Consider the following 23,001-nt stretch of genomic DNA (forward strand, 5'->3'; position numbering starts at 1 on the left):
ATGACAGGCGGCTAACAGCTAACGGCTCTCAGCTAACAGCTAACAAAATGCCCAAAATCGAATACGCCATTATCGTGCGGGCCAAAACCCGGCTCGAACAGCTCAAGGCCCGCTACAACACCGCCGCCCAGGCCCGCTTCGTGGTGGAGCGCGCCGGCGGCAACTTCAGCGACTACGAAGCCGAGCAGGCGGCCCTCGACCTGGCCGTGAGCCAGGTGCAGCGCGAGCTGGGCCAGGTGGTGAAAAGCAAGGTGGTGGACCGCGAATTCCTGCCCTCCTTCATCTTCGCCGACGACCAGGTGGTGGTGGTAGTGGGCCAGGATGGCCTGGTGGCCAACGCCGCCAAATACGTGCGCGGCCGGCCGCTGGTAGCCGTCAACCCCGACCCCGCCCGCTACGACGGCGTGCTGCTGCCCTTCCGTCCCGATACCTGCCGCGCCGCCGTGCAGGCCCTCGTGCGCGGGGCCGACGTGCCCATCCGCACCCGGCCGCTGGCCCAGGCCACCTTGCAGGACGGCCAGCGCCTGCTCGCCTTCAACGACCTGTTCATCGGGGCAGCCTCGCACGTTTCGGCCCGCTACCGCCTCACCTTCGACGCCGCCACCGAGGAGCATTCCTCGTCGGGCATCATCGTGGCCACCCCGGCCGGCAGCACCGGCTGGCTAAGCTCCATTTTCAACATGGCTGCCGGCCTCGAAGACTTCGTGGGCAGCCCCTTCGCCACCGAGCAGCCCGCCCTGCAACCTGACGAGCTGCTGTTCGTGGTGCGCGAGCCCTTCCGCAGCCAGCGCACGCAGTGCGGCCTGGTGGCGGGGCGGCTGCGCGCCGGCCAGCCCCTGCACGTCGAGTCGCTGATGCCCGCGGGCGGCGTCATCTTCTCCGATGGCGTGGAGGCCGATTTCCTGCGCTTCAACGCGGGCAGCGTGGCCACCATCGGCCCTAGTGACGAGGTGGCGCGGCTGGTGCAGCCGGGCTAGGGGATGAGGCGCACGCGGAGAGCGACAAGCAACAAGCAATTACGCTCTGCCCCCACTTTTAAGCAGTGGGGCAAAAGTAACCGCAGCAAAAAAGCGGGTCATGCTGAGCTTGCCGAAGCCTCTCTACCGCACCGTTGGAGTTGTTCAACGAGGCGGTAGAGAGGCTTCGACAAGCTCAGCATGACGGTTAAAATTCAATACGATTACTTATGCACACCTGCTTAGCAGTGCCCGTGCAGGAAGTCAAAAAACCGCTTGGCGTGGGGCGAGCGCCGAAACCCGCTAGCGCTTCGCCCACGTGGGATTCAGCGTTTGCGACAGACGCTGCAGCTGTTCCTCCAGCTCGGCGGCGGCCTGCTCGCACACCGTTTCGATTTTCAGGAATAGGCGGTGCACTTCGGCCAGGTTCTCGGGGCTGCCAGCGTCGCCGGCCTCGTTGGCGACCAGGATGCCGGCCAGCGCCTGGATGGCTTTGGCGTTGTCCTCGAACTCGGGGTTGATGCCCATCGTGGCGAAGGTGGGAATGATGGAGTGGGTGGCCGATTTCAGCGCGTTCCATTCGGTTGCAGCAATGGCCTTTTTCATGGTTTGCACCAGCGGCGGAATCTCCTGCAAATACAGGTAAATCATCTCGGCCATGCGGGCGTCGGTTTTGGTGACGCGGCGCAGGTACTCGAAGTTGACGCAGGTGAGCGGCGCGGCCGGGGCAGCCTCGGCCGCTTCTGATACCGCCTTCTTCTCGTGGCCCGAGCTTTTCAGGTACTTGATAATTTTGCTGTAGAGCAGCTTGTCGTCGATGGGTTTCGAGATGTAATCGTTCATGCCCACGGCTCGGCATTTCTCCACGTCCACGGTGGTTACGTCGGCCGTGAGGGCAATAATGGGCACGTTGGATTTTAGCACGTTGCGGATGTGCTCGGTGGCCTCGAAGCCGTTCATGACGGGCATTTGCAGGTCCATCAGCACGATGTCGTAGTGCGTGGTGGCCATTTTCTCGATGGCAATCTGCCCGTTGCCGGCCACTTCCATCGCAAAGCCGAAGTCTTCCAGCAGCGTCTTCATCAGCAGCTGGTTGAGGGCAATGTCGTCCACTACCAGCACTTTCACGTCCTGGAAGCCGGTTTCGAGCGCCACGGTCAGGTTGGTTTCGGCATCGGCCTTTTCCAGGGTTTTGGCAAAGCTCAGTACGAAGCTGAACGTGGAGCCCGCGCCCACCCGGCTGCGCACGTGAATGGTGCCGCCCTGGGGCTCCACCAGATTTTTGACGATGGCCAGGCCCAGGCCGGTGCCGCCGTACAGGCGGCTGGTGCCGCTGGTGGCCTGCTGGAAATTGTCGAACACCGTGCCCAGCTTGGCTTGCTCGATGCCAATGCCGGTATCGGTCACGGCGAACTCCAGGACCACCTTTTCCGCGTCCTGCACCAGCAGGCGCACGCCCACCGTGATGCTGCCCTCGCTGGTAAATTTCACCGCGTTGCTCACCAGGTTCAGAATAATCTGGTGCAGGCGCACGGGGTCGCCCACCACCACTTCCGGAATCCGGTCGTCGTACTCCATCACCAGCTCCAGGTTTTTCTCCTGGATTTTGGTTTCGAACAGATGCACCATCGCCGACACCGAGGCCGAGAGCTTGAACGGTATCTGCTCGAAGGTCATGCGGCCGGCATCCACCTTGGCCAGGTCCAGAATGTCGTTGATGAGCACAATCAGCGTGTCGCCGCTGAGCTTGATGGCCGTCAGGTACTCGCGCTGCTTGTCGGTAAGCTCCGTTTTCAGCACCACCTTCGTGAAGCCGATGATGGCATTCATGGGCGTGCGGATTTCGTGGCTCATGTTGCTCAGAAACTGCTGCTTGGCCTTCACGGCATCTTCGGCAGTCTGGGTGGCGCTTTCGGCTTTGGCCTGGGCTTCCTCGGCCAGCACGGTAGCGCGCTCGGCGGCGATTTTGGCCTCCGTCAGCTCGGTGGCAATGCGCTTTTGGTCGGTCACGTCGCGGGCCACAATCACCACGCCCAGCACGTGCCCCTCGTCGTTCTTATACACCGAGCCGTTGAACAGCACGTCGGTCAGCTTGCCGTTCTTGTGGCGCAGCGTCAGGGGCGAATCGGCCACGGTACCCTTGGCAAACACCCCCTGGTATACCTCCCGCGCCATTTGGGGCTCGGTGAAGTAGGTGAAGAAGTCGGAGCCCAGCAGCTGCTCGCGCCCAATGCCGGTGATGTACTCCGTGGCCAGGTTCATGTCCGTAATCTTGCCCTCGGGGCTGATGGTCACCAGCGGGTCGCGGCTGGCCTCAATCAGGCTGCGGGCGTAGTTGGCGATGCGCAGCTCGGCCGCCCGCTTCACCTTTTCATCGTTCTGAAAGGCCAGCTCCTTGTTGGCAATCACCAGCTCCGCCGCCCGCTTTTCCTTCTCGTCGTTCTGGAAGGCCAGCTCAATGTTGGCGATGCCCAGCTCGGCGGCCCGCTTCTCTTTCTCGTTGTTTTGGAAGGCCAGCTCTTTATTGGCGATGCTCAGCTCCTGCGCCCGCTTCTCCTTCTCATCATTCTGGAAAGCCAGCTCCGTGTTGGCTACACTGAGTTCCTGCGCCCGTTTTTCTTTCTCGTCGTTCTGAAACGCTAGCTCCTCGTTGGCAATGCTGAGCTCAGCGGCGCGCTTCTCTTTCTCGTCGTTCTGGTAGGCCAGCTCCTTGTTGGCGACGCTCAATTCCTGCGCCCGCTTCTCCTTTTCATTATTTTGGAAGGCAAGCTCTTCATTGGCCACAATCAGCTCCTGCGCCCGCTTTTCCTTCTCATCGTTCTGGAAAGCCAGCTCCTTATTAGCGACGCTCAGTTCCTGGGCGCGCTTTTCCTTCTCGTTATTCTGAAACGCCAGCTCGGTGTTGGCGATGCTCAATTCCTGCGCCCGTTTTTCCTTTTCGTGGTTTTGGAAGGCCAGCTCTTCATTGGCGATACCCAGCTCCTGGGCGCGCTTCTCCTTCTCGTCGTTCTGAAAGGCCAATTCCTCATTGGCAATGCCCAGCTCGGCGGCACGCTTCTCCTTTTCATCGTTCTGGAAGGCCAGCTCGGTGTTGGCCACGCCCAGCTCCTGAGCACGCTTCTCCTTCTCATCGTTCTGAAAGGCCAGCTCCTTGTTGGCAACCACCAGCTCGGCGGCCCGCTTTTCCTTCTCGTCGTTCTGGAAGGCCAGCTCTTCGTTGGCAATGCTGAGCTCGTCGGCCCAGTTTTTCCCGGCTACTTCGCGGGCCACCAGCACCGCGCCCAGTACCAGGCCGTGGTCGTCCTTGTTCACCGTGCCATCGAAGAGCACCTCGGTGGGCGGGCCGGTGGCGTGGCGCAACGTACAGGGCACGTTAATTACGGTCCCGTGGGCCACCACTTCCGCATACACCGCCCGCACCGCCGCCGGGTCGGCGAAATACTGGAAGAAGTCCGACCCCAGCAGCACCTCCCGGTCCACGCCGGTCAGCTTCACGGCCGCCTCGTTGGTGTCGATGATGTGGCCCTGTAAATCAACGGTTACCAGCAAGTCCTGGCTGGCTTCAATCAGCCGGCGGTAACGCTTTTCGCTTTCCTTCATAAAATAGTTGCACTGGCCGCGAAGGCTATTTTTCGGTTATTCGGGATGGCTGGCCTTTGCCAGCCGGCAGCAGCAAAAGCGATACTCGTCCGAAGCTAATTGTTTATTTTTCAGAAAATAATGCTCCTCTAAAGTTCCGTTTCGCTAACGCAGAATCGCACCGGAAAGATGAGCTGGCGCGCAATTATTTTAGGCCGCCGCTTTGCGCACTCCACGCCCCCGCAATCAACAAAATGCCGGGTCAAAAGCCGCACTTCCACTACCTGGAAACAGGCCCGACATGCAAATACCAGCCGGCAGCCGGAAATTGAGGCAGTAGCACCCGCGCGGGCCGGCCACTTCGCCCTGCACCCAGGCCCGCCGCCTTCAGCTGCTTAAGGTGCTGCGACAAGGTGCTCTGCGGAAGGGGCAGCTCGGTCACCAGCTCGCCGCACACGCACGACTGGCGCCGGGCCAGCAGCTGCAAAATGGCCACCCGCGCCGGGTGCCCCAACGTCTTCGCCAGTCGGGCGGTTTCCCGTTCGGCGGTGGTGAAGTGCTCGCGCTTGTTAAAAGCCCTCGCGGTGTTATTTCCTTTATCGTCGATTTAGGGTTACAAGACTTACGTACTCAGCCGCTAGCGGCCTGCTGGCTTGGTGTTTCCAAACCCAGCCGTTTGCGCCGGCTGGTTTCGTTGGTCCCACGCGTCAGAGACGCGCGCCAGCGGCTGAATGCGTAAGTCCTAGATTAAAAAGCTGCTGCCTGGTTTATGGGTGCACGCTGAATCCAGCAATGGATGTGCGTAATTATTGAAAAAGTAATATTGCCGAAACTGCGCATCGGCCTTTGTTAAATAAGGGTTAAATCTCAAGCTACTACTAGCTTAATGCCGAATATTGGTTAATTTTGCTTTGTATTTCGTTTTGGTACAATCTATAAATAACTGAAAATGGTATTTACGGTTATGTTGTCATCTGTAGTTGACGGTTTGATATTATGCGAATAAGACAATCCAATAAAACCGTTTTGCCGTAGCATTCTTTGTTGGGCATAGCAGGTCTCCTTTTCATTCTCTCTTGGTTTTCACTTCCATTTTTACCCTTATGCTAACTTCGCTACGCACGATTGCCCTATTTGCTACCATGTGGATTCCTGCGGCTGCGGCCTCGGGTCAGGCTTCTGCTCAAAGTATCGAAATGCCGTCGGACCCCTCGGATGCCCCTATGGCCTCGGTGCCCGTGCCGGCCCGGCCCGCTACCAATGCCGATTCGGTGTACGTGAACCCCGAGGTGCTCCCGCAGTTCACGGGCGGCAACAAAGCTTTTGCGGAGTACCTCAGAAAATCCATGCGTTATCCGACGCAAGGCCAGCAGAGCCGTACGTCCGGCCGCGTACTCGTCAATTTCACCCTCAGTGCCGAGGGGAAAGTGCAGGATGCGCACGTAGTGAGCGGCCCCGGCAAAGCCCTGAACGACGAAGCCTTGCGGCTGGTGTGGCTGATGCCCAACTGGGTGCCCGCCCGCGCCAACGGCGAGCCCGTGCGCGTGGCTTGCACAATTCCCATCACCTTCGGCCGGTAAGACTACAGTTATCCGTGAGCAGTGAGCACGGCAGGACTTACGCAGTCAGCCGCTGGCGCGCGTCTCCGACGCGTGGCCCCCTGGTTTCGCGTCGCTGACGCGCGGGGCCAACCAGACCAGACGGTGCGAACGGCGGCGTTTGGAAACGCCAAGCCAGTAGGCAACGCGTCGGAGACGCGTGCCAGCGGCTGACTGCGTAATTCCTACAGTGAAGAGTTAAGCAGTGAAGAGTTGTTTTTCACTGCTCATTGCTCATTGCTCATTGCTCACTGCTCACTGCTCACTGATAAAGCCCTGTGCCGGGCTGGCCGAGGCCAAAATCGGTGAAAGTCACGGTTTCGCGGGCGGTTTCGAACATGCGGATGCCGTTGGCCGTGTTGAGGCCGCGCGGGTAGTAGCCAATGAGCAGTTGCACGGTGCGCAGGGCCGTGAACTCGTTGCGCAGGCGCACGCCCAGGCCGAAGCCGGTGTAGGGCGCCCCGCTAAAAGGCGAGCCGCCCTTGGGCTGGTCGCTAATCCAGACGGCATCGGCAAAGGCCAAGCCCGCCAGGCGGAAGCCCAGCAGCGAGAGCGGCGTGTAGAGCGTGGTTTCGTAGTTGACTACGAAGCGGCTGGTGGCGAAAATGGGCCGGGCGGGCGCAAAGCCCCGCAGCCCGCGCGCGTCGCTGATGCCGAGCAGCTGCTCGCCGGGCCGGCGGTTGAGGCCCACGGTGGCCCGGCTGCTGAGAAAGTGCCGGTACTGCCAGTTGCCAAAGTTGTAGAGCTTGGTGAACGAGGTGAGCTCGGTAGAGAGCAAGCCCTGCTCCCAGTTGCGCCGGGTGTTCATGAGCTGGAAACCGCCCAAATCGACCGCGCCGTAGAGGTAGCCGCTGCGCGTGCTGAAGCCCGCCGCCGCCACGCGCACGCCCAGGTAGCGCCGCTGCACGGCCCCGCTCAGGTCGTAGCCCGCCGTGAGGCTGACCAGCGTGCCGGTGGGCACGTCCTCGGTGCGGCCAAAGCCAAACAGGTACCGGTCCTTATAATAGCGGCGCACCGAGTAGCCCACCGTGCCCAGCAGCAGGCTGCTGTTGCGGAAATCGGGTGGCGGCGCGGGAAAAATAACGCTGGTATCGGGCCGGGGCACGGCGCTGTAGCGTAAATTGTACACCCGGGCCGACACGATGATGCGGCCGGGGTTTTCGTAGCCCAGGTCGTAGGAGCGCAGGCGCAGGGCGCGGCCTACCCAGGCATCCTGCACGGTGTAGCGCAAGGGGTAATAGGTGATGAACTCGCCTGCGGCGGTGGGCACCAGGGCAATGCGCTGGTCGACGGCATCCAGGCTGAGGGCGCCGGCGTAGCGGGCACTGGGCGAGTAGAAGTCGCGCTGCACGGCCACCCCGCCCGAGCGGTAGTTGTACTCGTTGCGGTAGGTAGCCCGGCCGCGCACGAAATTCCGGAACGGCACTGTGTAGCGGCCGTCGTAGGCCCAGGTCTGGGGGATTTCGGTGCCGTTGGGGGCCAGGTTGCGCCCGTAGCGGTAGGAGTTTCTAAACTGGTGGCCCAGGCCCAGGAAATTATCGTCGCCCAGGGTGATGCGGCCCGCCGTTGCCGAACCCAGCTCCAGGCCCCCCGTGAGGCTGAACACATCGGTGGTGATTACCTGAATATCCACGCTGTCGCGGGTCGAGGTTTGCTCGTTCACCAGCACGCGGGCGTCCAGAATCTCGGGCGTTTGGCGCAGCAGGCGTTCCGATTCGGCCAGGTCCTGGGGCTCCAGCAGCTGGCCGGGCCCGAATAGCAGCACCTGCCGCACCCGCGAGCGAGCCGTTTTGAGGTGCAGCATGTTGCCGGACTTCTCCAGGAACGTGCGCGGCAGCCGGGTCGAATCGGTGAGGCTGTAGCCAAACGAATCCATGGTTCGAATATCAACCCGACGCACGACTTTGTAGCTGTGGCGGTCGAACTGCCGGTCGAGGAGTACGGCGTCGAGGCCGGCGCGCTCTTCCTGGCGCCGGGTGAAGTTGAACAAGGCCGAAACCGCGCGGCCGGCAATGGTTTTGCGCCGTGAGTACGCCTTGAGCCGGCTGAGCAGGCGTTCGTCGTCGAAGCGCTGGCGCAGGGAGTCGGTGCGCGGGGGCAGCATGTTCTCGCCGGCCCGCAGCGAATCGGGCGGCACCGCCGAGCGGGGGTCGAAGCCCTGGGCCCGCGCCCGCCCCGCGCCCAAACAAAGCCCCAGCAGCGCAAACAGAAAACAGTGACGAGGGCTCATAATGGCAGGCAACGCTGCAAATTACGAAAAGGAGCCGCAGTAGGTGGTTTGAGGACTCTTTCCGTCGCGGAGGGCCGGAAAGTGGTCCAGGGTGGAAGAAACGGCATCTCAGGCTACTGACCGGCGGTTCTCCAATGCCATCCTTATTAAAATAGGATTAAGCAGTCAGTCGCTGGCACGCGTCTCCGACGCGTGGCTTGCTGGCTTGGCGTTTCCGAACGCCACCGTTCGCACCGTCTGGTCGCGTTAGCCCCGCGCGTCACAGACGCGAAACCAGTGGGCAACGCGTCGGAGACGCGCGCCAGCAACTGAGTGTGTAAATCCTGATTAAGGAGGAGGCCCGAAGCAAGTAATAAATAAATTTTACTAACGTCCACATCATTCACGGCGGAATAATGTCTAGCTTCTTTCCAGGAAAAAGAAACTTTTACCAAAAAAATTAGCTTAAGAAATAGCGCCAATTTGGTCGCCGCATATTACTTTTAAGCCCGAAAGCAAGCCATTTCGTATGAACGAGCGCATTCAAGAGAAACTAAGCATATTAGCTGATGCCGCCAAGTACGATGCTTCGTGCAGCAGCAGCGGTGGCAAGCGCAAAAACGAGAGCAAAGGCCTGGGCAACGCCGAAGGCATGGGCATCTGCCACAGCTACACCGAAGACGGCCGCTGCGTGAGCTTGCTCAAGATTCTGCTCACCAACCACTGCATTTTCGACTGCGCCTACTGCGTCTCGCGCCGCTCGAACGACGTGAAGCGCGCCGCCTTCACCGTGGACGAAGTGGTGGACCTGACCATCAACTTCTACCGCCGCAACTACATCGAAGGGCTGTTTCTGAGCTCCGGCATTTTCTCCAGCCCCGACTATACCATGGAGCGCCTCGTGCGCATCGTGAAAAAGCTGCGCACCGAGCACAATTTCAACGGCTACATCCACGTCAAAACCATTCCCGGCGCTTCGGAGGAGCTTATTGCCGAGGCCGGTTTATACGCCGACCGCCTCAGTGTGAACATCGAGCTGCCCTCGGAGCTGGCCCTCACCACGCTGGCCCCGGAGAAGAACTACGCCGAGATTCTGACGCCGATGGCGCAGATTCGGGACGGCATTATTCAGAATAAAGAGGAGAAGGCGCTGTTCAAGAAAGTGCCCGGTTTCGCTACGGCCGGCCAAAGCACGCAGCTCATTGTGGGCGCCAGCGGCGAAACCGACCTCGAAATCATCAAGCTCACTGACTCGCTCTACACCGGCTACGGCCTGAAGCGGGTGTACTACTCCGGCTACATCCCGGTGACCGACGACGCCCGCCTGCCGCAAGTCACGCAGCCGCCCGTTATCCGGGAGCACCGCCTGTACCAAACCGACTGGCTGATGCGCTTCTACGGCTTCCAGGCCGACGAAATCCTCGACCCCGCCCACCCGCACCTCGACCTGGAAATTGACCCCAAGCTGGCCTGGGCCCTGCGCAACCGCCATGTGTTTCCGGTGGACGTGAACACGGCCGAGTACGAAATGATACTGCGCATACCCGGCGTGGGCGCCCGCTCGGCCAAGCGCATTGTGGCCGCCCGCCGCTTCGCCTCGCTCAACATGGAAACCCTGCGCCAGCTGGGCGTGGTGCTCAAGCGCGCCAAGTATTTTCTCACCTGCCAGGGCGAGCACCGGCCCATCATCGGCGAGCTGAGCGAGCAGCAGGTGCGCCGCCAGATTTTGTTTGGGGGCGCCTCGGTGCGCTCGGCGCTGGTCACCCAGCAGTTGGATTTATTCGCCCAAGCTTCCTAAAGCAGCCATGAACTACGACGCTCACTTCCCGCAAGGCCGGCCCAAGGCGCAAACCAGCAGCCTGGGCGGCGCGCAAAACGACATTTTATTCTCGGTTATGAAAATCATCCACCGTCAAAACGTGCCGATGCCTGTCGTCGCGCCCTCCGAAAAAGTCTCGCGCCTCTCGTGCTGCTGCCGCATCAGCGAGCTGGTGCCCCTGGTACGCCAGCTGCACGACGATGCCCGCGCCCGCGCCCTGGCCCAAATGAGCATAGAAACGCAGCAGGCGGCGTAGGTTGCGGCTTGGCTGGTAGCATTTCAGCGAAAACCAGCCGAATACCTTTGCTGAAAACTACTCATATGATTAGGCTCAGTCCTTTGCAGCAGGAAGACGGTGCGCACTTCCACCGCTGGATTGCCGACCCGGAGGTCATCGAATTTTCGATGTCGGTTTTTCAGGCCATGAGCACGCCTCAGCAAGTAGACGCCTGGTTTGCGGCCACCCTGCGGGACGCGAAAAGCCTCAACTTGGGCATCTACACCACGGATACGAACGAGCTAATTGGCTATGCCGGGCTGTCGGGTATCTCCGCCACCAATCAATCGGGTGAGTACTTTATTCTGATAGGTGAAAAAGCCTTTTGGGGTAAAGGAATTGGCACTGCAGTAACCAAAGAAGTGGTAGCCATCGGTTTCACCAAACTCGGTCTCAACCGGATTATGCTCACCGTTTCGGAACCGAACACGGGCGGTTTGAAAGCGTATGCCAAGGCTGGTTTCAGGGTGGAGGGTCGCATGCGGCAGGCTTGCCTTCGGCGGGGTTCGTTTCACGATAAAATCATGATGTCTGTGTTGAAATCGGAATGGCAGCATTGATTTTGCCGTAATGAAATCCGGTTAGCGCCGCTTCACCATTCCCAACTTTTATTGCCATTGCGACCCGTACGCCGCCCGTCTTCCGCTGTTAGTGCCGCGCCCGCTCGCCGGGCTGGTGCGCCCGAACTCACTGCGCCGCCCCGCGACTATACCTACGACGGGACGTTTGAGGGCTTGCTCACAGTGATTTTTACGGTGTACGACTGGCGGGCGGCACCCAACAGCATTCAGCCCGAGGCCACGGCCCAGACCGGCCTGTTTGCCCAACCGGCCCACCGCGAAACCGACGAGGCCCTAGCCACCCGCGTGTGGGAGGGCTTGCTGAAAACGATGGATGCCGAGGCCCGCACCCGCCTCTACCACGTGTTTTTGAGCGAGGACGCCGAGCGGGAGCTGCTCATTTTCCGGTACGTGGACCTAGCCCTGCGTGCTGGTTGCGACATTTCGGAGAACTACGCCAACGCCGACGTGCGGCGCATCCAGCGCCTGGCCCAGCAGATGTTTCGCGAAAAGCACCGCATGGAAGCCTTCGTGCGCTTCGAAAAAACCACCGACGAGCTGTTTCACGCCACCATCGAGCCCGACTTTGACGTGCTGCCGCTCATCGCCGCGCACTTCACCAAGCGCTACGCCGACCAGCGCTGGCTGATTTACGACAGCCGCCGCCACTACGGCCTGTACTACGACCTGACCCGCACCGACGTGGTGCGCTTTGAACTGGATAAGCCGCAGAAAGCCTCCGACCTTTCCGCCACGGTGCTTGATGAGCGCGAGCCCCTGTTTAAGCTGCTCTGGCAGTCGTATTTCGACCACGTGAACATCCCGGAGCGCAAGAACCTGAAGCTGCACCGCCGCCACATGCCCCTGCGCTATTGGAAATACCTGAGCGAAAAACAGCCGCGCGAGGTGCGCTTTGAGCCCATCAAAAACAAGCAGGCCATTGTGGGCAAGGAAGTATCGGCGGGCTTGAAACTATTGCCGCCGCGGGAGTAATGTGGCATAAGCTTTAGCTTGTGCGTCGTGCTATCAGCGGCCCGACACAGCACGGTGCTATGTCGGGTCAGCCTAACTTGCAGCCTAATTAAAGGCTCAGCAATGGACACAACACTGATTTTTGGGGCCTCCGGGCAATTGGGGCAGTGCCTGGCACACGTGGCCAAAGAAAGGGGCACGCCTAACCTGGTTTTTCTGCCCGAGGAGCAGGCCAACATTCTCACCCCCGAAGGCTTGGCGGCGCTTTTTACCCAGCACCGCCCAGCCTACGTCATCAACTGCGCCGCCTACACCGCCGTGGACAAAGCGGAGGACGAAGAGGAGCTGGCCCGTAAAATCAACCGCGACGGCGTGGAAAACCTGGCCCGCCTGTGCGGCGAGCATGGTACCGTGCTCATTCAGATTTCGACCGATTTCGTGTTTGCCGGCACCGGCAACGAGCCCCTGCTCGAAACCGATGCCACCGAGCCAGTCAGCGTCTACGGCCTCACCAAGCTGGAAGGCGAGCAGGTGATTGCGGCCCACACCGACCGGTTTTTCATCCTGCGCACCAGCTGGCTATATTCCGAATACGCCAACAACTTCGTGAAAACCATGCTGAAGTTTGGCCGCGAGCGCGAGGAGCTACGCGTCATCTGGGACCAGGTGGGCACGCCTACCTACGCCATCGATTTGGCGGGCTGCATCCTCACCATTATCGAAACCCAGAATCAGCAGTTTGGCCTCTACCACTACAGCAACGAGGGCCTGACGTCGTGGTACGATTTCGCGGTGGCCATTTTTGAGCTGAGCGGCCTGCCCACCCGCACCGTGCCCATCCGCACCACCGAGTACCCCACCAAAGCCACCCGGCCCATGTACTCGGTGATGGACAAGAGCAAGGCAAAATCCGCGCTGGGCCTCGCTATTCCGCACTGGCGGGCGAGTTTGAGGGTGTGCCTGGAGCGGCTGGAGAAACAAAATTACTAAATGCCAAACGCAGTTGATAAGCTGAATTAGTTGTCAGTCGCTATGCATGAAACGTATAAGGGGCGTCGGATTATCTGGGAAAGCAAATCCAAACAATTTTTACTCATTGGTGGAGCTTTCCTGTTTGTTGCCTCTGCTATCTGGACGCAGCAGGCATACTCACCTTTTGCTTTCTGGTTCGTTGTAATAGTCTTCGGTATTAGCGGGTGTTTTACGCTATACAGATTGCTGGACATGCGAAATCTGTTTGCATCCCCAAGCAGCAAGCTGGGTATAGCGATACGTAAGGCACTTGATGAACAGGCACTGGAACAGGTGAGATTTTATGATGGAGGGCTTATACTGACAGATAATCCCGATACGGTGTCCAAGCGCTACGACTGGAAGCAATTGGAAACGGCTTTCGGGTATAAAGTAGACCGATTTGTTACAGATGAAATCTGTCTGGACCTTTTCTGGAAGGATGAATCAATCCTTACTTTATCCGAAGAAATGCCACACTGGGAGCGTATTTTAGCTGAAATGAGTAAAAACATACCTGACATCCCATTGAGATGGTATATCGATATTTCAGTTCCGGCTTTTGAAACGACTCTTACCTTACTGTATGATAAACAGGGGCGCAACCAAACGGAAGTAGAGCCACTTTGCTACAGATAGAAACGCTAATCTATTGCCTGACCTACTCCCGCCCGTAAAACCGATTGGCGCAGTAGGCCAGCGTCACCAGGCCCAGGCCCACGGCGCACACGCCGGGCCACTGGAAATGGTCCCAGGCCAGGCCGCCGAGGAAGGAACCAGCCGAGGCCCCGACGAAGCAGGCCGTCATGTACACGGTGTTGAGGCGGCTGCGCGCTTCGGGGAGCAAGCTAAACACGCGGGTTTGGTTGGAAATGTGGGCCATCTGCTGCCCTACGTCCACAATAAGCACGCCCACGATGAGGCCCACCAGGTGGTACCCTCCGAAACCCAGCAGTAGGTAGCCGCCCAAAAACAGCAGAATACCCAGCGTGAGGGCGTAGTCCGGCCCCTTGCGGTCGGCCGATTTGCCAGCGAAAGAAGCCGCGAAGGCCCCGGCCGCGCCCACCAGGCCAAAGAGGCCGGCCACGTCGCTGTGGTAGTGGTAGGTGTCGCTTTCCAGAAAAAACACCAGCGTGGTCCAGAACGCGCTGAAGCCCCCGAACAGGCAGGCTCCCACCAGCGCCGAGCGGCGCAGCACCGGCAGCTGCCGGGCCAAAGTGACCAGGGAGCGGAGCAGGCTGCCGTAGCTGCCCGCGTAGTGCGACTGGTTGCGTGGCAGCATCCGGGCCAGCACCAGCGTGAGCAGCACCATCAGAGCAGCGCCCACCCAAAACATGGCCCGCCAGCCAAAATGCAGCCCTACGTAGCCGCTTATGGTGCGCGAGAGCAAAATGCCAATCAGCAGCCCGCTCATTACCTTGCCCACCACCCGGCCCCGCTGCTCCTCCGAAGCCAGGGAGGCCGCCATGGGAATCAGCAATTGGGGCACCGACGAGAATACCCCCGCCAGCAAGCTGGCCGCTACCAGCAGCGCGAAGCTGGGGGCGTAGGCGGCCCCGGCCATGCAGGCGGCTGCGCACAACAGCAGGGTAAGGGTGAGGCCCTTGCGCTCCCGTTTATCGCCGAGGGGCACCACCAGCAGCAGGCCCAGCGTGTAGCCCACCTGCGTAACGGTAGCTACCAGGCTCACGCGACTCTCGGAAAGCCCAAACGTGCGGCCGATTTCGCCCAGCAGCGGCTGATTGTAGTAAAGATTGGCCACCACCAGCCCACAGGTAATGGCCATGAGCCAGACCAGGGAAGGGGCCAGCGGCGGCGTTGCGGAAACGGTAGGGTGGGAAGCAGAGCTGGTGTCGACGGCGGTACTGGGCATGGAGGGAAACGGCGGCGCGGTGGCCAGGGCACAAAGCCTCTTCAACAGCGCGACGCCGCCGATGGTTGCGCCCCACTCAGTTTATTGCAAGCCCAGGTGGCAGGGGATGGCGGCAAAGGGCAAGTGCGCGGCCGGGCAACCCGTCCCTTGCGTCTGCGTTCAACTGGCCATGAGCCGAGGATTTACCAAAGAGGACGATGCTCAGACGCCGCCCCTCATTCCGCCCCGCGCGGCGCTGCCGCCCGGCACGCCCAATTACGTGACGCCGCAGGGCCTGGAGCAGCTGCGCGCCGAGCTCACCGCCCTCGAAGCTGAGCGCACCCAGGCCGAAGCCAACCACGACAACGACACCGACCGCACCCACCAGCTGTCCTTATACAACGGCCGCATTGCCCTGCTCACCGAGCGGCTGGGCAGCGCCAAGCTGGTAGACCCCGCCGGGCAGCCGCCCCGGGAAGTGCGCTTCGGGGCCACCGTCACGCTGCGCACCGTGCGCGGTGGCAAGGTGGGGCAGGAGCGCACCTTCACGATTGTGGGGGTGGACGAGGCCGACATCGCCGCCGGTAAAGTGGCGTTTGTGGCGCCCATTGCGCGGGCCGTGCAGGGCCAGAAGCTGAGGAAGCAAGTGCCGCTGAAGCTGGGGCCAACCGAGGAAATCGTGGAAATCACCGCCATTACCTACGCAGGCGCTTAATTTTGGCCTTCGGCTAGCCACAACCCGCGCCGAATGTTGCGTTTATGATTATTTACAAATCGACCGATTGGTGGGAGGCGTTGCGCCATCTGAAGTCCTCGGGCGTCATTCGGCACTTGCTGAAGCGGGTGCTGTGGGTGGGGCTCTACGCCACGGCTATTACGGCCGGAGCCGTGTATTATCACTGGATTTCGTTTGTCGTCGACAAGGAATTCTTCTCCTTTCTGGGCATCCTGCTCAGCCTGCTACTGGTGTTCCGGACCAATACGGCCTACGACCGGTTTTACGAAGGCCGCCGCCTCTGGGGGCAGCTCGTGAACAACTGCCGCAACCTGGCCATCCTGCTCCACGCCCGCCTGCCAGCCGAGGACCACGCCAACCGCGCCTACCTGGCCGGCCTGCTCTCCAACTTCCCCATTGCCCTGGACGGACACCTGCGCCAGGGCGCTAAAATCCACAAGCTGGCCGAAGTAACGCCCGGCTACCGCGAGCAGTTGCACCACATCGACCATGTGCCCTCGCGCATTGCCGCCCAGCTACAGGAGTTCTACGAGCGGCTGCTGCGCGACGACGTGCTGCTTCCCACGCACCTGCTCACGCTTCAGCGCCACCACGAGGCACTGCTGGATGTGGCCGGGGCATGCGAACGCATTAAGGCCACACCCATCCCGTTTTCCTACAGCTATTTCATCAAGGGGTTTATCACGGTGTTCATCCTGGTCATGCCCTTCAACCTGCTCGATACCTACGAATACCTCACCATTCCCATCACCATGTTCGGGGCCTACGCGCTGCTGGGCGTGGAAATGATAGGCGACGAGATAGAAGACCCCTTCGGCAAAGACAGCAACGACCTGCCGCTCACGCAGATTTCCAACCGCATCCGGGCCAACGTGCACGAGATTTTGGGCGTGGGCCTGCACGAGGACGTGAAGGGGCTGGCCGATGCGCCCTACAGCGTGGTTTTTTAAAGGAGTTACGCCACCAATTGCTTCTTGTACGCCCCCGGCGTCACGCCTTCGTGCTTTTTGAAGAGGGCCTGGAAGTAGGAGAGGTTGTTGAACCCGGCCCGCAGGCACACCTCGGCCACACTGGCCAGGGGGTGGCGCAGCAGCCGTTTGGCCTCGCCCAGCCGCTCGCGGATGATGAACTCGACCGGCGTAATGCCAAACTCGCGCTTGAAGACGCGGAAGAACGTGGCCTTGCTCATGCAGGCCAGCGCGCTGAGCTTATCGATGGATAATTTCTCGGACAGATGCTGCTTGATGTAGGCCACCACGGCCGCGAAGCGGTGGGTGGTGACGTAGCGGGCGTAGTCGTGGAAAATGAGCTGGCGGGCCTGGGTTTGCATCAGGCGCACCAGCAATTCCTGGAGGGTGAAGCCGGCCAGCACGTCTTTGTTAGCGTGGGAGGTGCGCGACACGGCCATTAGGCGGCTCAGGGTGTCGGTCAGCTCGGGGGTGTTGGTGAGGTGGGCGTAGTCGGGCTGTTGCAACGACCAGGGCTGGTGGGCTTCGGCGCGGGGGTGCCGCTCGTTGAGCAGGTCCAGGGTGTGGCGGATGGCGTCAGGCGCGATGACTACAGCCAGGCACTGAGTGGGCTGACAGAGGCAAGCTTCGGGGAAGTCAATTTCCATCAGCTCGTCTTGCATCACCACCGACTCGCCGGGCAGGTAGTCGAAAGCGGCGTGGCCGGGCAGGTGCATCACCTTTTTGCCGCGCAGCATGGTGGTCAGGGCCAGGCCGTCGAGGCGCAGCTGGACGCGGTGGGCGGCCTGGTGAGTTTCGAATACGTTCAGCTCAAAGCCATCGAGGGTGTACACGGTGCGGTTTTCGACAAGGCTGTGCAGGCGCTCGGGGGCGAGCGGGGCAACGGCGGCAGGCAGGTGCAGGCGGGACGGCATGGGTGGGAATTGGGAGGAAGGTGATAAATGGAAGAAGAGCGTCGGGCCGGGCGGAGCCGAAGCGAGCGAGATGCCTCGGCGGCGCTCGGCATGACGGGCCCAGGCATCCAGAGCGCCTACAAGTTGCGATTATTCCCGCACACTTTAAGATAATACCACACCCCACCGAAAGGTTATTCAAAGACCTTTACCTACTGACTAACCCATTCAATCTTTACTTTTTACAACGTCATGGCTGAAACCCTCGAAGAAACCACCACCCTGGTCGCGCGTCCCAAGTTCAAGTCTCACTACGACAATTTTATCGGCGGCAAGTGGGTAGCGCCCGTCAAGGGCCAGTATTTTGATAATCCCTCGCCCATTGATGGCAAGGCCTTTTGCAAAGTAGCCCGCAGCACAAAGGAGGACATTGAGCTGGCCCTGGACGCCGCTCACGAAGCTTTTGCCACCTGGAGCAAGGCCTCGCCCACCACGCGCAGCAACGTGCTGCTGAAAATTGCCGATGTGATGGAGGCCAACCTGGCCCACCTGGCGGCCGTGGAAACCGTAGAAAACGGCAAGGCCATCCGCGAAACCATGGCGGCTGATTTGCCGCTGGCCATCGACCACTTTCGCTACTTCGCGGGCGTGATTCGGGCCGAGGAAGGCTCGGCCACCGAGCTGAACGAAACCACGCTTTCGCTCGTGATTCAGGAGCCGCTGGGCGTGGTGGGCCAGATTATTCCGTGGAACTTCCCGCTGCTGATGGCCACCTGGAAAATTGCGCCCGCCCTGGCCGCCGGCTGCTGCGTGGTGGTGAAGCCCGCTGAGCAAACCCCGGCCAGCATCATGGTGCTAATGGAGCTGCTGCAGGACGTGATTCCGCCCGGCGTGCTCAACGTCGTGAATGGCTTCGGCCTGGAAGCCGGCAAGCCCCTGGCCAGCAACAAGCGCGTGAACAAGGTGGCCTTCACCGGCGAAACCACCACCGGGCGTCTCATCCTGCAATACGCTGCCGAAAATATCATTCCGGTGACCATGGAGTTGGGCGGCAAGTCGCCGAACATCTTCACCAAATCGGTGATGGACGCCGACGATGACTTCCTGGACAAGTGCCTGGAAGGCGCCGCCATGTTTGCGCTCAACCAGGGTGAAATCTGCACTTGCCCGTCGCGTCTGCTCATTCACGAGGATATCTACGACGCCTTCATGCCCCGCCTCATTGCGCGCGTGGAAGCCATCAAGCTCGGCCACCCGCTCGACCCCAGCACCATGATGGGCGCGCAGGCCAGCAACGACCAGTACGAGAAAATCCTGAGCTACCTGGAAATCGGCAAGGCCGAAGGCGCCGAGGTGCTCACCGGCGGCGAAGCCCACACCCAGGACCATCCCGAGCTGGGCGACGGCTACTACATCCAGCCCACCATCTTCCGGGGCCACAACAAAATGCGGATTTTCCAGGAGGAAATCTTCGGCCCGGTGCTGTCGGTGGCCACGTTCAAAGACAACGACGAGGCCATCGAAATGGCCAACGACACGCTCTACGGCCTCGGCGCCGGTCTCTGGAGCCGCGATGCCCATGAGCTCTACACCATGCCCCGCGCCATTCAGGCCGGCCGCGTGTGGGTGAACTGCTACCACGACTACCCCGCCGGCGCGCCCTTCGGCGGATACAAGGCCTCCGGTTTCGGCCGCGAAAACCACAAGATGATGCTCGCCCACTACCGCCAGACCAAGAACATGCTCATCAGCTACAGCAAGCAGAAGCTGGGCTTCTTTTAAGCACTCGCGCAAAATTAACCGCAGTAAAAAGACGAGTCATGCCGAGCGCAGCCGAGGCATCTCGCTCGCTTCGTTGAAACCGTCCAACGGTGCGGTAGAGATGCTTCGGCTGCGCTCAGCATGACTCGTCTTCTTCGATTTTTGCTTACTCGGGAACAAGTCAGTTAGATAAAAAGCCCGTCGTGCCGAGTGAAGTCGGAGCATGACGGGCTTTCTGTTTAGCCAAGCGAATCCTCTTGCTTATTGCGCCGCAGCTTCGGCTTCGGTAGCGGGTTTCGGCAGGCGCACGGGCCGTAGCGCCGCGTCGAAATAAGCAATTTCGTTTTCGTTCTTTTCGCTGGCGGCGTAAGCGGCGGCCACAACGGGCAACAGCAGCCATTCCTCGTTGTCGATGGCTTGGCGGGCTTGCTCAATCAGGCGGGCGTCGTCGGTGCCCCAGGCCAGCGGGCGGGGCTCGAAGTTGAGGTAGAAGTCGCCGCCCTCGTTGGTTTCGCCAAACAGCGACACGCAGGGCACTTGCTCGCCCAGGCGTTCGGGCTGCATGGTCAGGTGCTCGATTACCACTTGTTTTACGCCCCAGAATACCGGGCCGGCAGCAGTGGTTTCGGCGGTTTCGTCCTCCTCCTCTTCGTCGTCGTCAAAACTACTGGTGCGCGCATCGGTGAGGCACAGCAGGGTGAGCGGGCTCAGGCTGGTGATGATGCCCGGAATCAGCAGGCCGCTGCGGTAAGCGTCGCCCTTGAGGGTTTGGGGCAGGCGCGCGGCAATAAACAGCACCGGCAAGGACAGCGCAATCACAATGCCACCCCAAATCTGGTGCTGGAAGTACCACAGGCCCACACCCGCGGCCAGCAGTGCTACGCCCGTCAGGCCCCAGCCCTGGAGTAGCTTGCGGTAGCTGCGGTGGTAGATGTCGAGCCGGCGCACTTTGCGCATGTCCGGCTCGATGTTCACGGCGCGGGTGGCTACGGAGTTGTTCAGGATTTCGCCGGGGTCGCCGATGTTTCGTTCCATAGAAGAGAAAGAGAAGTTGCAGAAGTTGCATGCAGCAGAAAGCTGCTGCGCCAACGGCCCGCAACGCTTTGAGGTTGTATCCATCCACCCCTATTTTTTTGCCATGTCCACGCCCCGCGTCCTAGTTACCACTGCCGCCGAAGCCACCATCGACCTGCTGCGCGATGAGCACGGCCCACTCATGTTTCACCAGAGCGGCGGGTGCTGCGACGGCTCTTCGCCCATGTGCTTCCAGAAAGGCGAGTTCCGCATCGGTGGCAACGACGTGTGGCTGGGCCAGATTCACGGCTGCGACTTCTTCATGAGCACCAGCCAGTTTGAATACTGGCAGCACACCCAGCTCACCGTGGACGTGACCAAGGGCCGGGGCGCCAGCTTCTCGCTGGAAATCCCGCTGGGCGTGCGGTTTCTGATTCGCTCGCGGCTGTTCACCGAGGCAGAATCGAAGGAGATGGCGCCCGTGCAGGTGGGGGAGGAGTACCTGGAGCGGCAGCTGGCACCGTAAGATTCCGGCGGTCCGGCTGGGGGCAGCACGTGCCCCGTCGGTAACGGGCAGTTATTGCTGGAATCAAGCGTAAAAAGTAGATGAGAACACCCCGGCGGGCTTTCCGTTGGGGTGTTTTTGCGTTGGCAGCACTTCTGTAATGCTTAGGTGAGGACTGTTTGGGAGAACATAATAAAGGGGGAAATAAATAGTGCGAAAAATAGTCGGATAGTAAGCAGCGCAATACGCGGATAATAGTATAATTTCACTTATTGCCTTGGTGAAATATTCTTCCTGCATTGCTATGACCAAAACGCTACGCCTGCTGCTGCTGATAGTACTGCTCCCTTTTTCGGGCCGGGCCCAGATGGTGCCCAAGCGCGACAACCGCGCCGTGGATAGCCTGCGCCAAGTACTGGCCCAGCATCCCAACGACACCATCGGGGCCAAGGCGATGGTGACGCTGATGTACAATTTCCAGTACAACGACACGGTGATTGCCGGCCAGTACGCCCGTCAGGCGCTGGCGCTGGCCACCCGCCTGCACGACACCCTGCGGCTGGCCCGCGTGCACTACAACATCGGCACCATGAATGCCATGGTGGGCAAGGCGCGCATCGCCATTGCCCACCACCTGGCCTCGGCCCGCTATTTCCGGGCGGTGGGCCACGGGCTTTGGGAAGGCCACAACTACCGCAACATCGGTGCGCGCTACACCGACATGGGCCAGTACGAAACCGCCATGCGCTACCAGGTAAAGGCCCTGCGCCTGCGCGAAGCCGCCAAAGATGCCGGCGGCATCGCCGACTCCTACGGCTGCATCGGGCAGGTGTACTTGCAGCAGCGCAACGCGCCCGCCGCCCAGGCGGCCTACGAAGAAGCCCTACGGCGCTGGCAGGAGCTGAAAGTGATGCCCTTTGTGCTCGATGCCCTCGACCACCTCAGCATCATTCACCGCGATGCCGGGCGCTACCCCCAGGCCCTGGCCTACTTGAAACAGGGCCTGAAACAGGCGCGCGAAGTGGACGATAGCACGTACACTGGAAATTTTTTGGTCACGCTCGGGGTGATGCGCCAGAAGCAGCAGCAGTGGGCCGCCTCGCTGTCGCCGCTGCTGCGGGCCGAGCGCCTGTTTGCCACCGAAACCTACTCCAACTCGGTGCAGCAGGCTGATTTGAAGTCCATTATCGGGGAAAGCTATGCGCACCTGGGCCAGTTGGATAAGGGGGAAACCTACCTGCGCCAGGCTCTGGCCCTGGCCCAAAAAGAAAATTTCCGCGAAGAAGAGATTGATGCCCTGCAAGGACTGGCCGGGCTGGCGGCGCAACGCCGCGACTTTGCCGCCGCCTACGGCTACCAGCGCGAGCTGGCGGGCATCAAGGACAGCGTGCGCAGCGAGGCCGCGGTTCGCAGCGTAGCGGAGATGCAGACCCGCTACGAGAGCGAGCGAAAAGATGACCGCAACCGCATTCAGGCCCTGAGGCTGGATGAGCAAGGCTTGCTGGTGCGCCACCGCAACCTGCAGCTGCTGGCCGCGGGCGCGGTGTTGGTGATGGTGCTGGGCGCCAGCTGGAGCTTTTTCAAGCGCCGGGCCCTGCGCCAGCAGCTGGAGCTGAAGCAGCAGCAGCAGCGCCTGGAGCGGCAGCGCGTGGCGGCCGTGCTCGAAGCCGAGGAAAACGAGCGCCGCCACATCGGCTCCGATTTGCACGACGGCATCGGCCAGCTGCTCACGGCGGCCAAGCTCAACCTGCACGCCCTGGGCCGGCATTTGGGTCCCCAGCTCAACGGCCACCAGGTGCTACTGGACAACGCGGTGGATATCGTAGATGAGTCGTTTCGGGAGGTGCGCGGCATTTCCCATAACCTCATGCCCAACGCCTTGCTGAAACGCGGGCTGGCGGCGGCCGTGCGCGAATTCATCGATAAGCTGCCCAGCGGCGAAGGCCTGCGGGTAGAGGTTCAAGCCTTTGGCCTCGACAATATGCGGCTGGACCCCACAGTGGAAAGTGTACTCTTTCGGGTGGTTCAGGAGTTGGTCCAGAACATCATCAAACACGCCCAGGCCAGCCAGATTGGCCTGCAGCTGGTGCGCCACGCTGACGAGCTGACGGTGATGGTGGAGGACAACGGCATCGGCTTTGACCCCGCCGCGCTGGGGCCGGAAGCCGGCATCGGGCTGCGCAACGTGGCCACGCGCCTGGCCTACCTCGGCGGGCGGGCCGATTTTGACTCCGTACCCGGCCGGGGCACTACCGTTACGCTGGCCGTGCCGCTCCGGGCCCTGGCGTAAA

19 protein-coding genes are annotated in these 23,001 nt (G+C 60.9%); 13 read left to right on the plus strand and 6 right to left on the minus strand.

Annotated features, from left to right (window positions below):
- Positions 1–47: 47 nt before the first annotated feature.
- Positions 48–977 carry an NAD(+)/NADH kinase gene (locus GM79_RS08560; RefSeq protein WP_035562278.1) on the plus strand — a complete coding sequence of 310 codons (930 nt, stop codon included), beginning with the start codon at positions 48–50 and terminating at the stop codon, positions 975–977.
- Positions 978–1,259: 282 nt separating this feature from the next.
- Here the strand turns inward: GM79_RS08560 and GM79_RS22880 are convergent, their stop codons facing one another.
- Together GM79_RS22880 and GM79_RS26040 are read right to left on the minus strand one after the other, a co-directional pair.
- Entirely contained in the window at positions 1,260–4,556 is a 3,297-nt protein-coding gene (locus GM79_RS22880) for a PAS domain S-box protein (protein WP_051718678.1), read from the minus strand.
- Positions 4,557–4,815: 259 nt separating this feature from the next.
- Complete coding sequence (locus GM79_RS26040; protein ID WP_410471177.1) at positions 4,816–5,049, minus strand: ArsR/SmtB family transcription factor; 234 nt, start codon at positions 5,047–5,049, stop codon at positions 4,816–4,818.
- A 589-nt stretch (positions 5,050–5,638) separates the two neighbouring features.
- Between GM79_RS26040 and GM79_RS22885 the strand changes: the two genes are divergently transcribed.
- The gene (locus GM79_RS22885; protein WP_152559908.1) at positions 5,639–6,115 is read left to right on the plus strand and encodes an energy transducer TonB; all 477 of its coding nucleotides are present in this window, start codon (positions 5,639–5,641) and stop codon (positions 6,113–6,115) included.
- Positions 6,116–6,395: 280 nt separating this feature from the next.
- On the opposite strand, the gene GM79_RS08580 is transcribed toward GM79_RS22885, so the two are convergent.
- The gene (locus GM79_RS08580; RefSeq protein ID WP_152559909.1) at positions 6,396–8,363 is read right to left on the minus strand and encodes a hypothetical protein; all 1,968 of its coding nucleotides are present in this window, start codon (positions 8,361–8,363) and stop codon (positions 6,396–6,398) included.
- Positions 8,364–8,871: 508 nt separating this feature from the next.
- Between GM79_RS08580 and GM79_RS08585 the strand changes: the two genes are divergently transcribed.
- The 6 genes from GM79_RS08585 to GM79_RS08610 all read left to right on the plus strand — a co-directional run bounded on the left by GM79_RS08585 (position 8,872) and on the right by GM79_RS08610 (position 13,620).
- Positions 8,872–10,140 carry a putative DNA modification/repair radical SAM protein gene (locus GM79_RS08585; RefSeq protein WP_035562281.1) on the plus strand — a complete coding sequence of 423 codons (1,269 nt, stop codon included), beginning with the start codon at positions 8,872–8,874 and terminating at the stop codon, positions 10,138–10,140.
- A gap of 7 nt (positions 10,141–10,147) precedes the next feature.
- On the plus strand, positions 10,148–10,417 hold the full coding sequence (locus GM79_RS08590; RefSeq protein ID WP_035562284.1) for a hypothetical protein: 270 nt from the start codon (positions 10,148–10,150) through the stop codon (positions 10,415–10,417).
- 47 nt (positions 10,418–10,464) lie between these two features.
- Entirely contained in the window at positions 10,465–10,998 is a 534-nt protein-coding gene (locus GM79_RS08595) for a GNAT family N-acetyltransferase (protein ID WP_200875591.1), read from the plus strand.
- A 57-nt stretch (positions 10,999–11,055) separates the two neighbouring features.
- Positions 11,056–11,991, plus strand: a complete 936-nt coding sequence (locus tag GM79_RS08600; RefSeq protein ID WP_200875592.1) for a TIGR03915 family putative DNA repair protein — start codon at positions 11,056–11,058, stop codon at positions 11,989–11,991.
- Positions 11,992–12,093: 102 nt separating this feature from the next.
- A complete protein-coding gene (gene rfbD, locus GM79_RS08605) occupies positions 12,094–12,960 on the plus strand; it encodes a dTDP-4-dehydrorhamnose reductase (protein ID WP_035562291.1) in 867 nt (288 codons plus the stop codon).
- A 42-nt stretch (positions 12,961–13,002) separates the two neighbouring features.
- The gene (locus tag GM79_RS08610; RefSeq protein ID WP_035562293.1) at positions 13,003–13,620 is read left to right on the plus strand and encodes a hypothetical protein; all 618 of its coding nucleotides are present in this window, start codon (positions 13,003–13,005) and stop codon (positions 13,618–13,620) included.
- A 22-nt stretch (positions 13,621–13,642) separates the two neighbouring features.
- Here GM79_RS08610 and GM79_RS08615 read toward each other — a convergent pair whose 3' ends face one another.
- Positions 13,643–14,854: an MFS transporter gene (locus GM79_RS08615; protein WP_081867639.1), complete on the minus strand. Its 1,212-nt coding sequence runs from the start codon at positions 14,852–14,854 to the stop codon at positions 13,643–13,645.
- Between the two features lie 169 nt (positions 14,855–15,023).
- On the opposite strand from GM79_RS08615, the gene GM79_RS08620 reads away from it, so the two are divergent.
- Complete coding sequence (locus GM79_RS08620) at positions 15,024–15,548, plus strand: GreA/GreB family elongation factor (RefSeq protein ID WP_035562297.1); 525 nt, start codon at positions 15,024–15,026, stop codon at positions 15,546–15,548.
- Positions 15,549–15,592: 44 nt separating this feature from the next.
- The gene (locus tag GM79_RS08625) at positions 15,593–16,519 is read left to right on the plus strand and encodes a bestrophin family protein (protein WP_035562300.1); all 927 of its coding nucleotides are present in this window, start codon (positions 15,593–15,595) and stop codon (positions 16,517–16,519) included.
- A gap of 5 nt (positions 16,520–16,524) precedes the next feature.
- Here GM79_RS08625 and GM79_RS08630 read toward each other — a convergent pair whose 3' ends face one another.
- On the minus strand, positions 16,525–17,451 hold the full coding sequence (locus tag GM79_RS08630; RefSeq protein WP_051718682.1) for an AraC family transcriptional regulator: 927 nt from the start codon (positions 17,449–17,451) through the stop codon (positions 16,525–16,527).
- A 231-nt stretch (positions 17,452–17,682) separates the two neighbouring features.
- Here GM79_RS08630 and GM79_RS08635 point away from each other — a divergent pair, with 231 nt between their 5' ends.
- On the plus strand, positions 17,683–19,212 hold the full coding sequence (locus GM79_RS08635; RefSeq protein ID WP_035562313.1) for an aldehyde dehydrogenase family protein: 1,530 nt from the start codon (positions 17,683–17,685) through the stop codon (positions 19,210–19,212).
- A gap of 240 nt (positions 19,213–19,452) precedes the next feature.
- Here the strand turns inward: GM79_RS08635 and GM79_RS08640 are convergent, their stop codons facing one another.
- On the minus strand, positions 19,453–20,226 hold the full coding sequence (locus GM79_RS08640) for a DUF3239 domain-containing protein (RefSeq protein ID WP_035562316.1): 774 nt from the start codon (positions 20,224–20,226) through the stop codon (positions 19,453–19,455).
- Between the two features lie 103 nt (positions 20,227–20,329).
- On the opposite strand from GM79_RS08640, the gene GM79_RS08645 reads away from it, so the two are divergent.
- Positions 20,330–20,731: a DUF779 domain-containing protein gene (locus GM79_RS08645; protein WP_035562319.1), complete on the plus strand. Its 402-nt coding sequence runs from the start codon at positions 20,330–20,332 to the stop codon at positions 20,729–20,731.
- 283 nt (positions 20,732–21,014) lie between these two features.
- A complete protein-coding gene (locus GM79_RS08650; RefSeq protein ID WP_152559910.1) occupies positions 21,015–23,000 on the plus strand; it encodes a tetratricopeptide repeat protein in 1,986 nt (661 codons plus the stop codon).
- The last annotated feature ends 1 nt before the right edge of the window (position 23,001 follow it).

Source organism: Hymenobacter sp. IS2118, from assembly GCF_000715495.1.
Lineage (GTDB): Bacteria > Bacteroidota > Bacteroidia > Cytophagales > Hymenobacteraceae > Hymenobacter.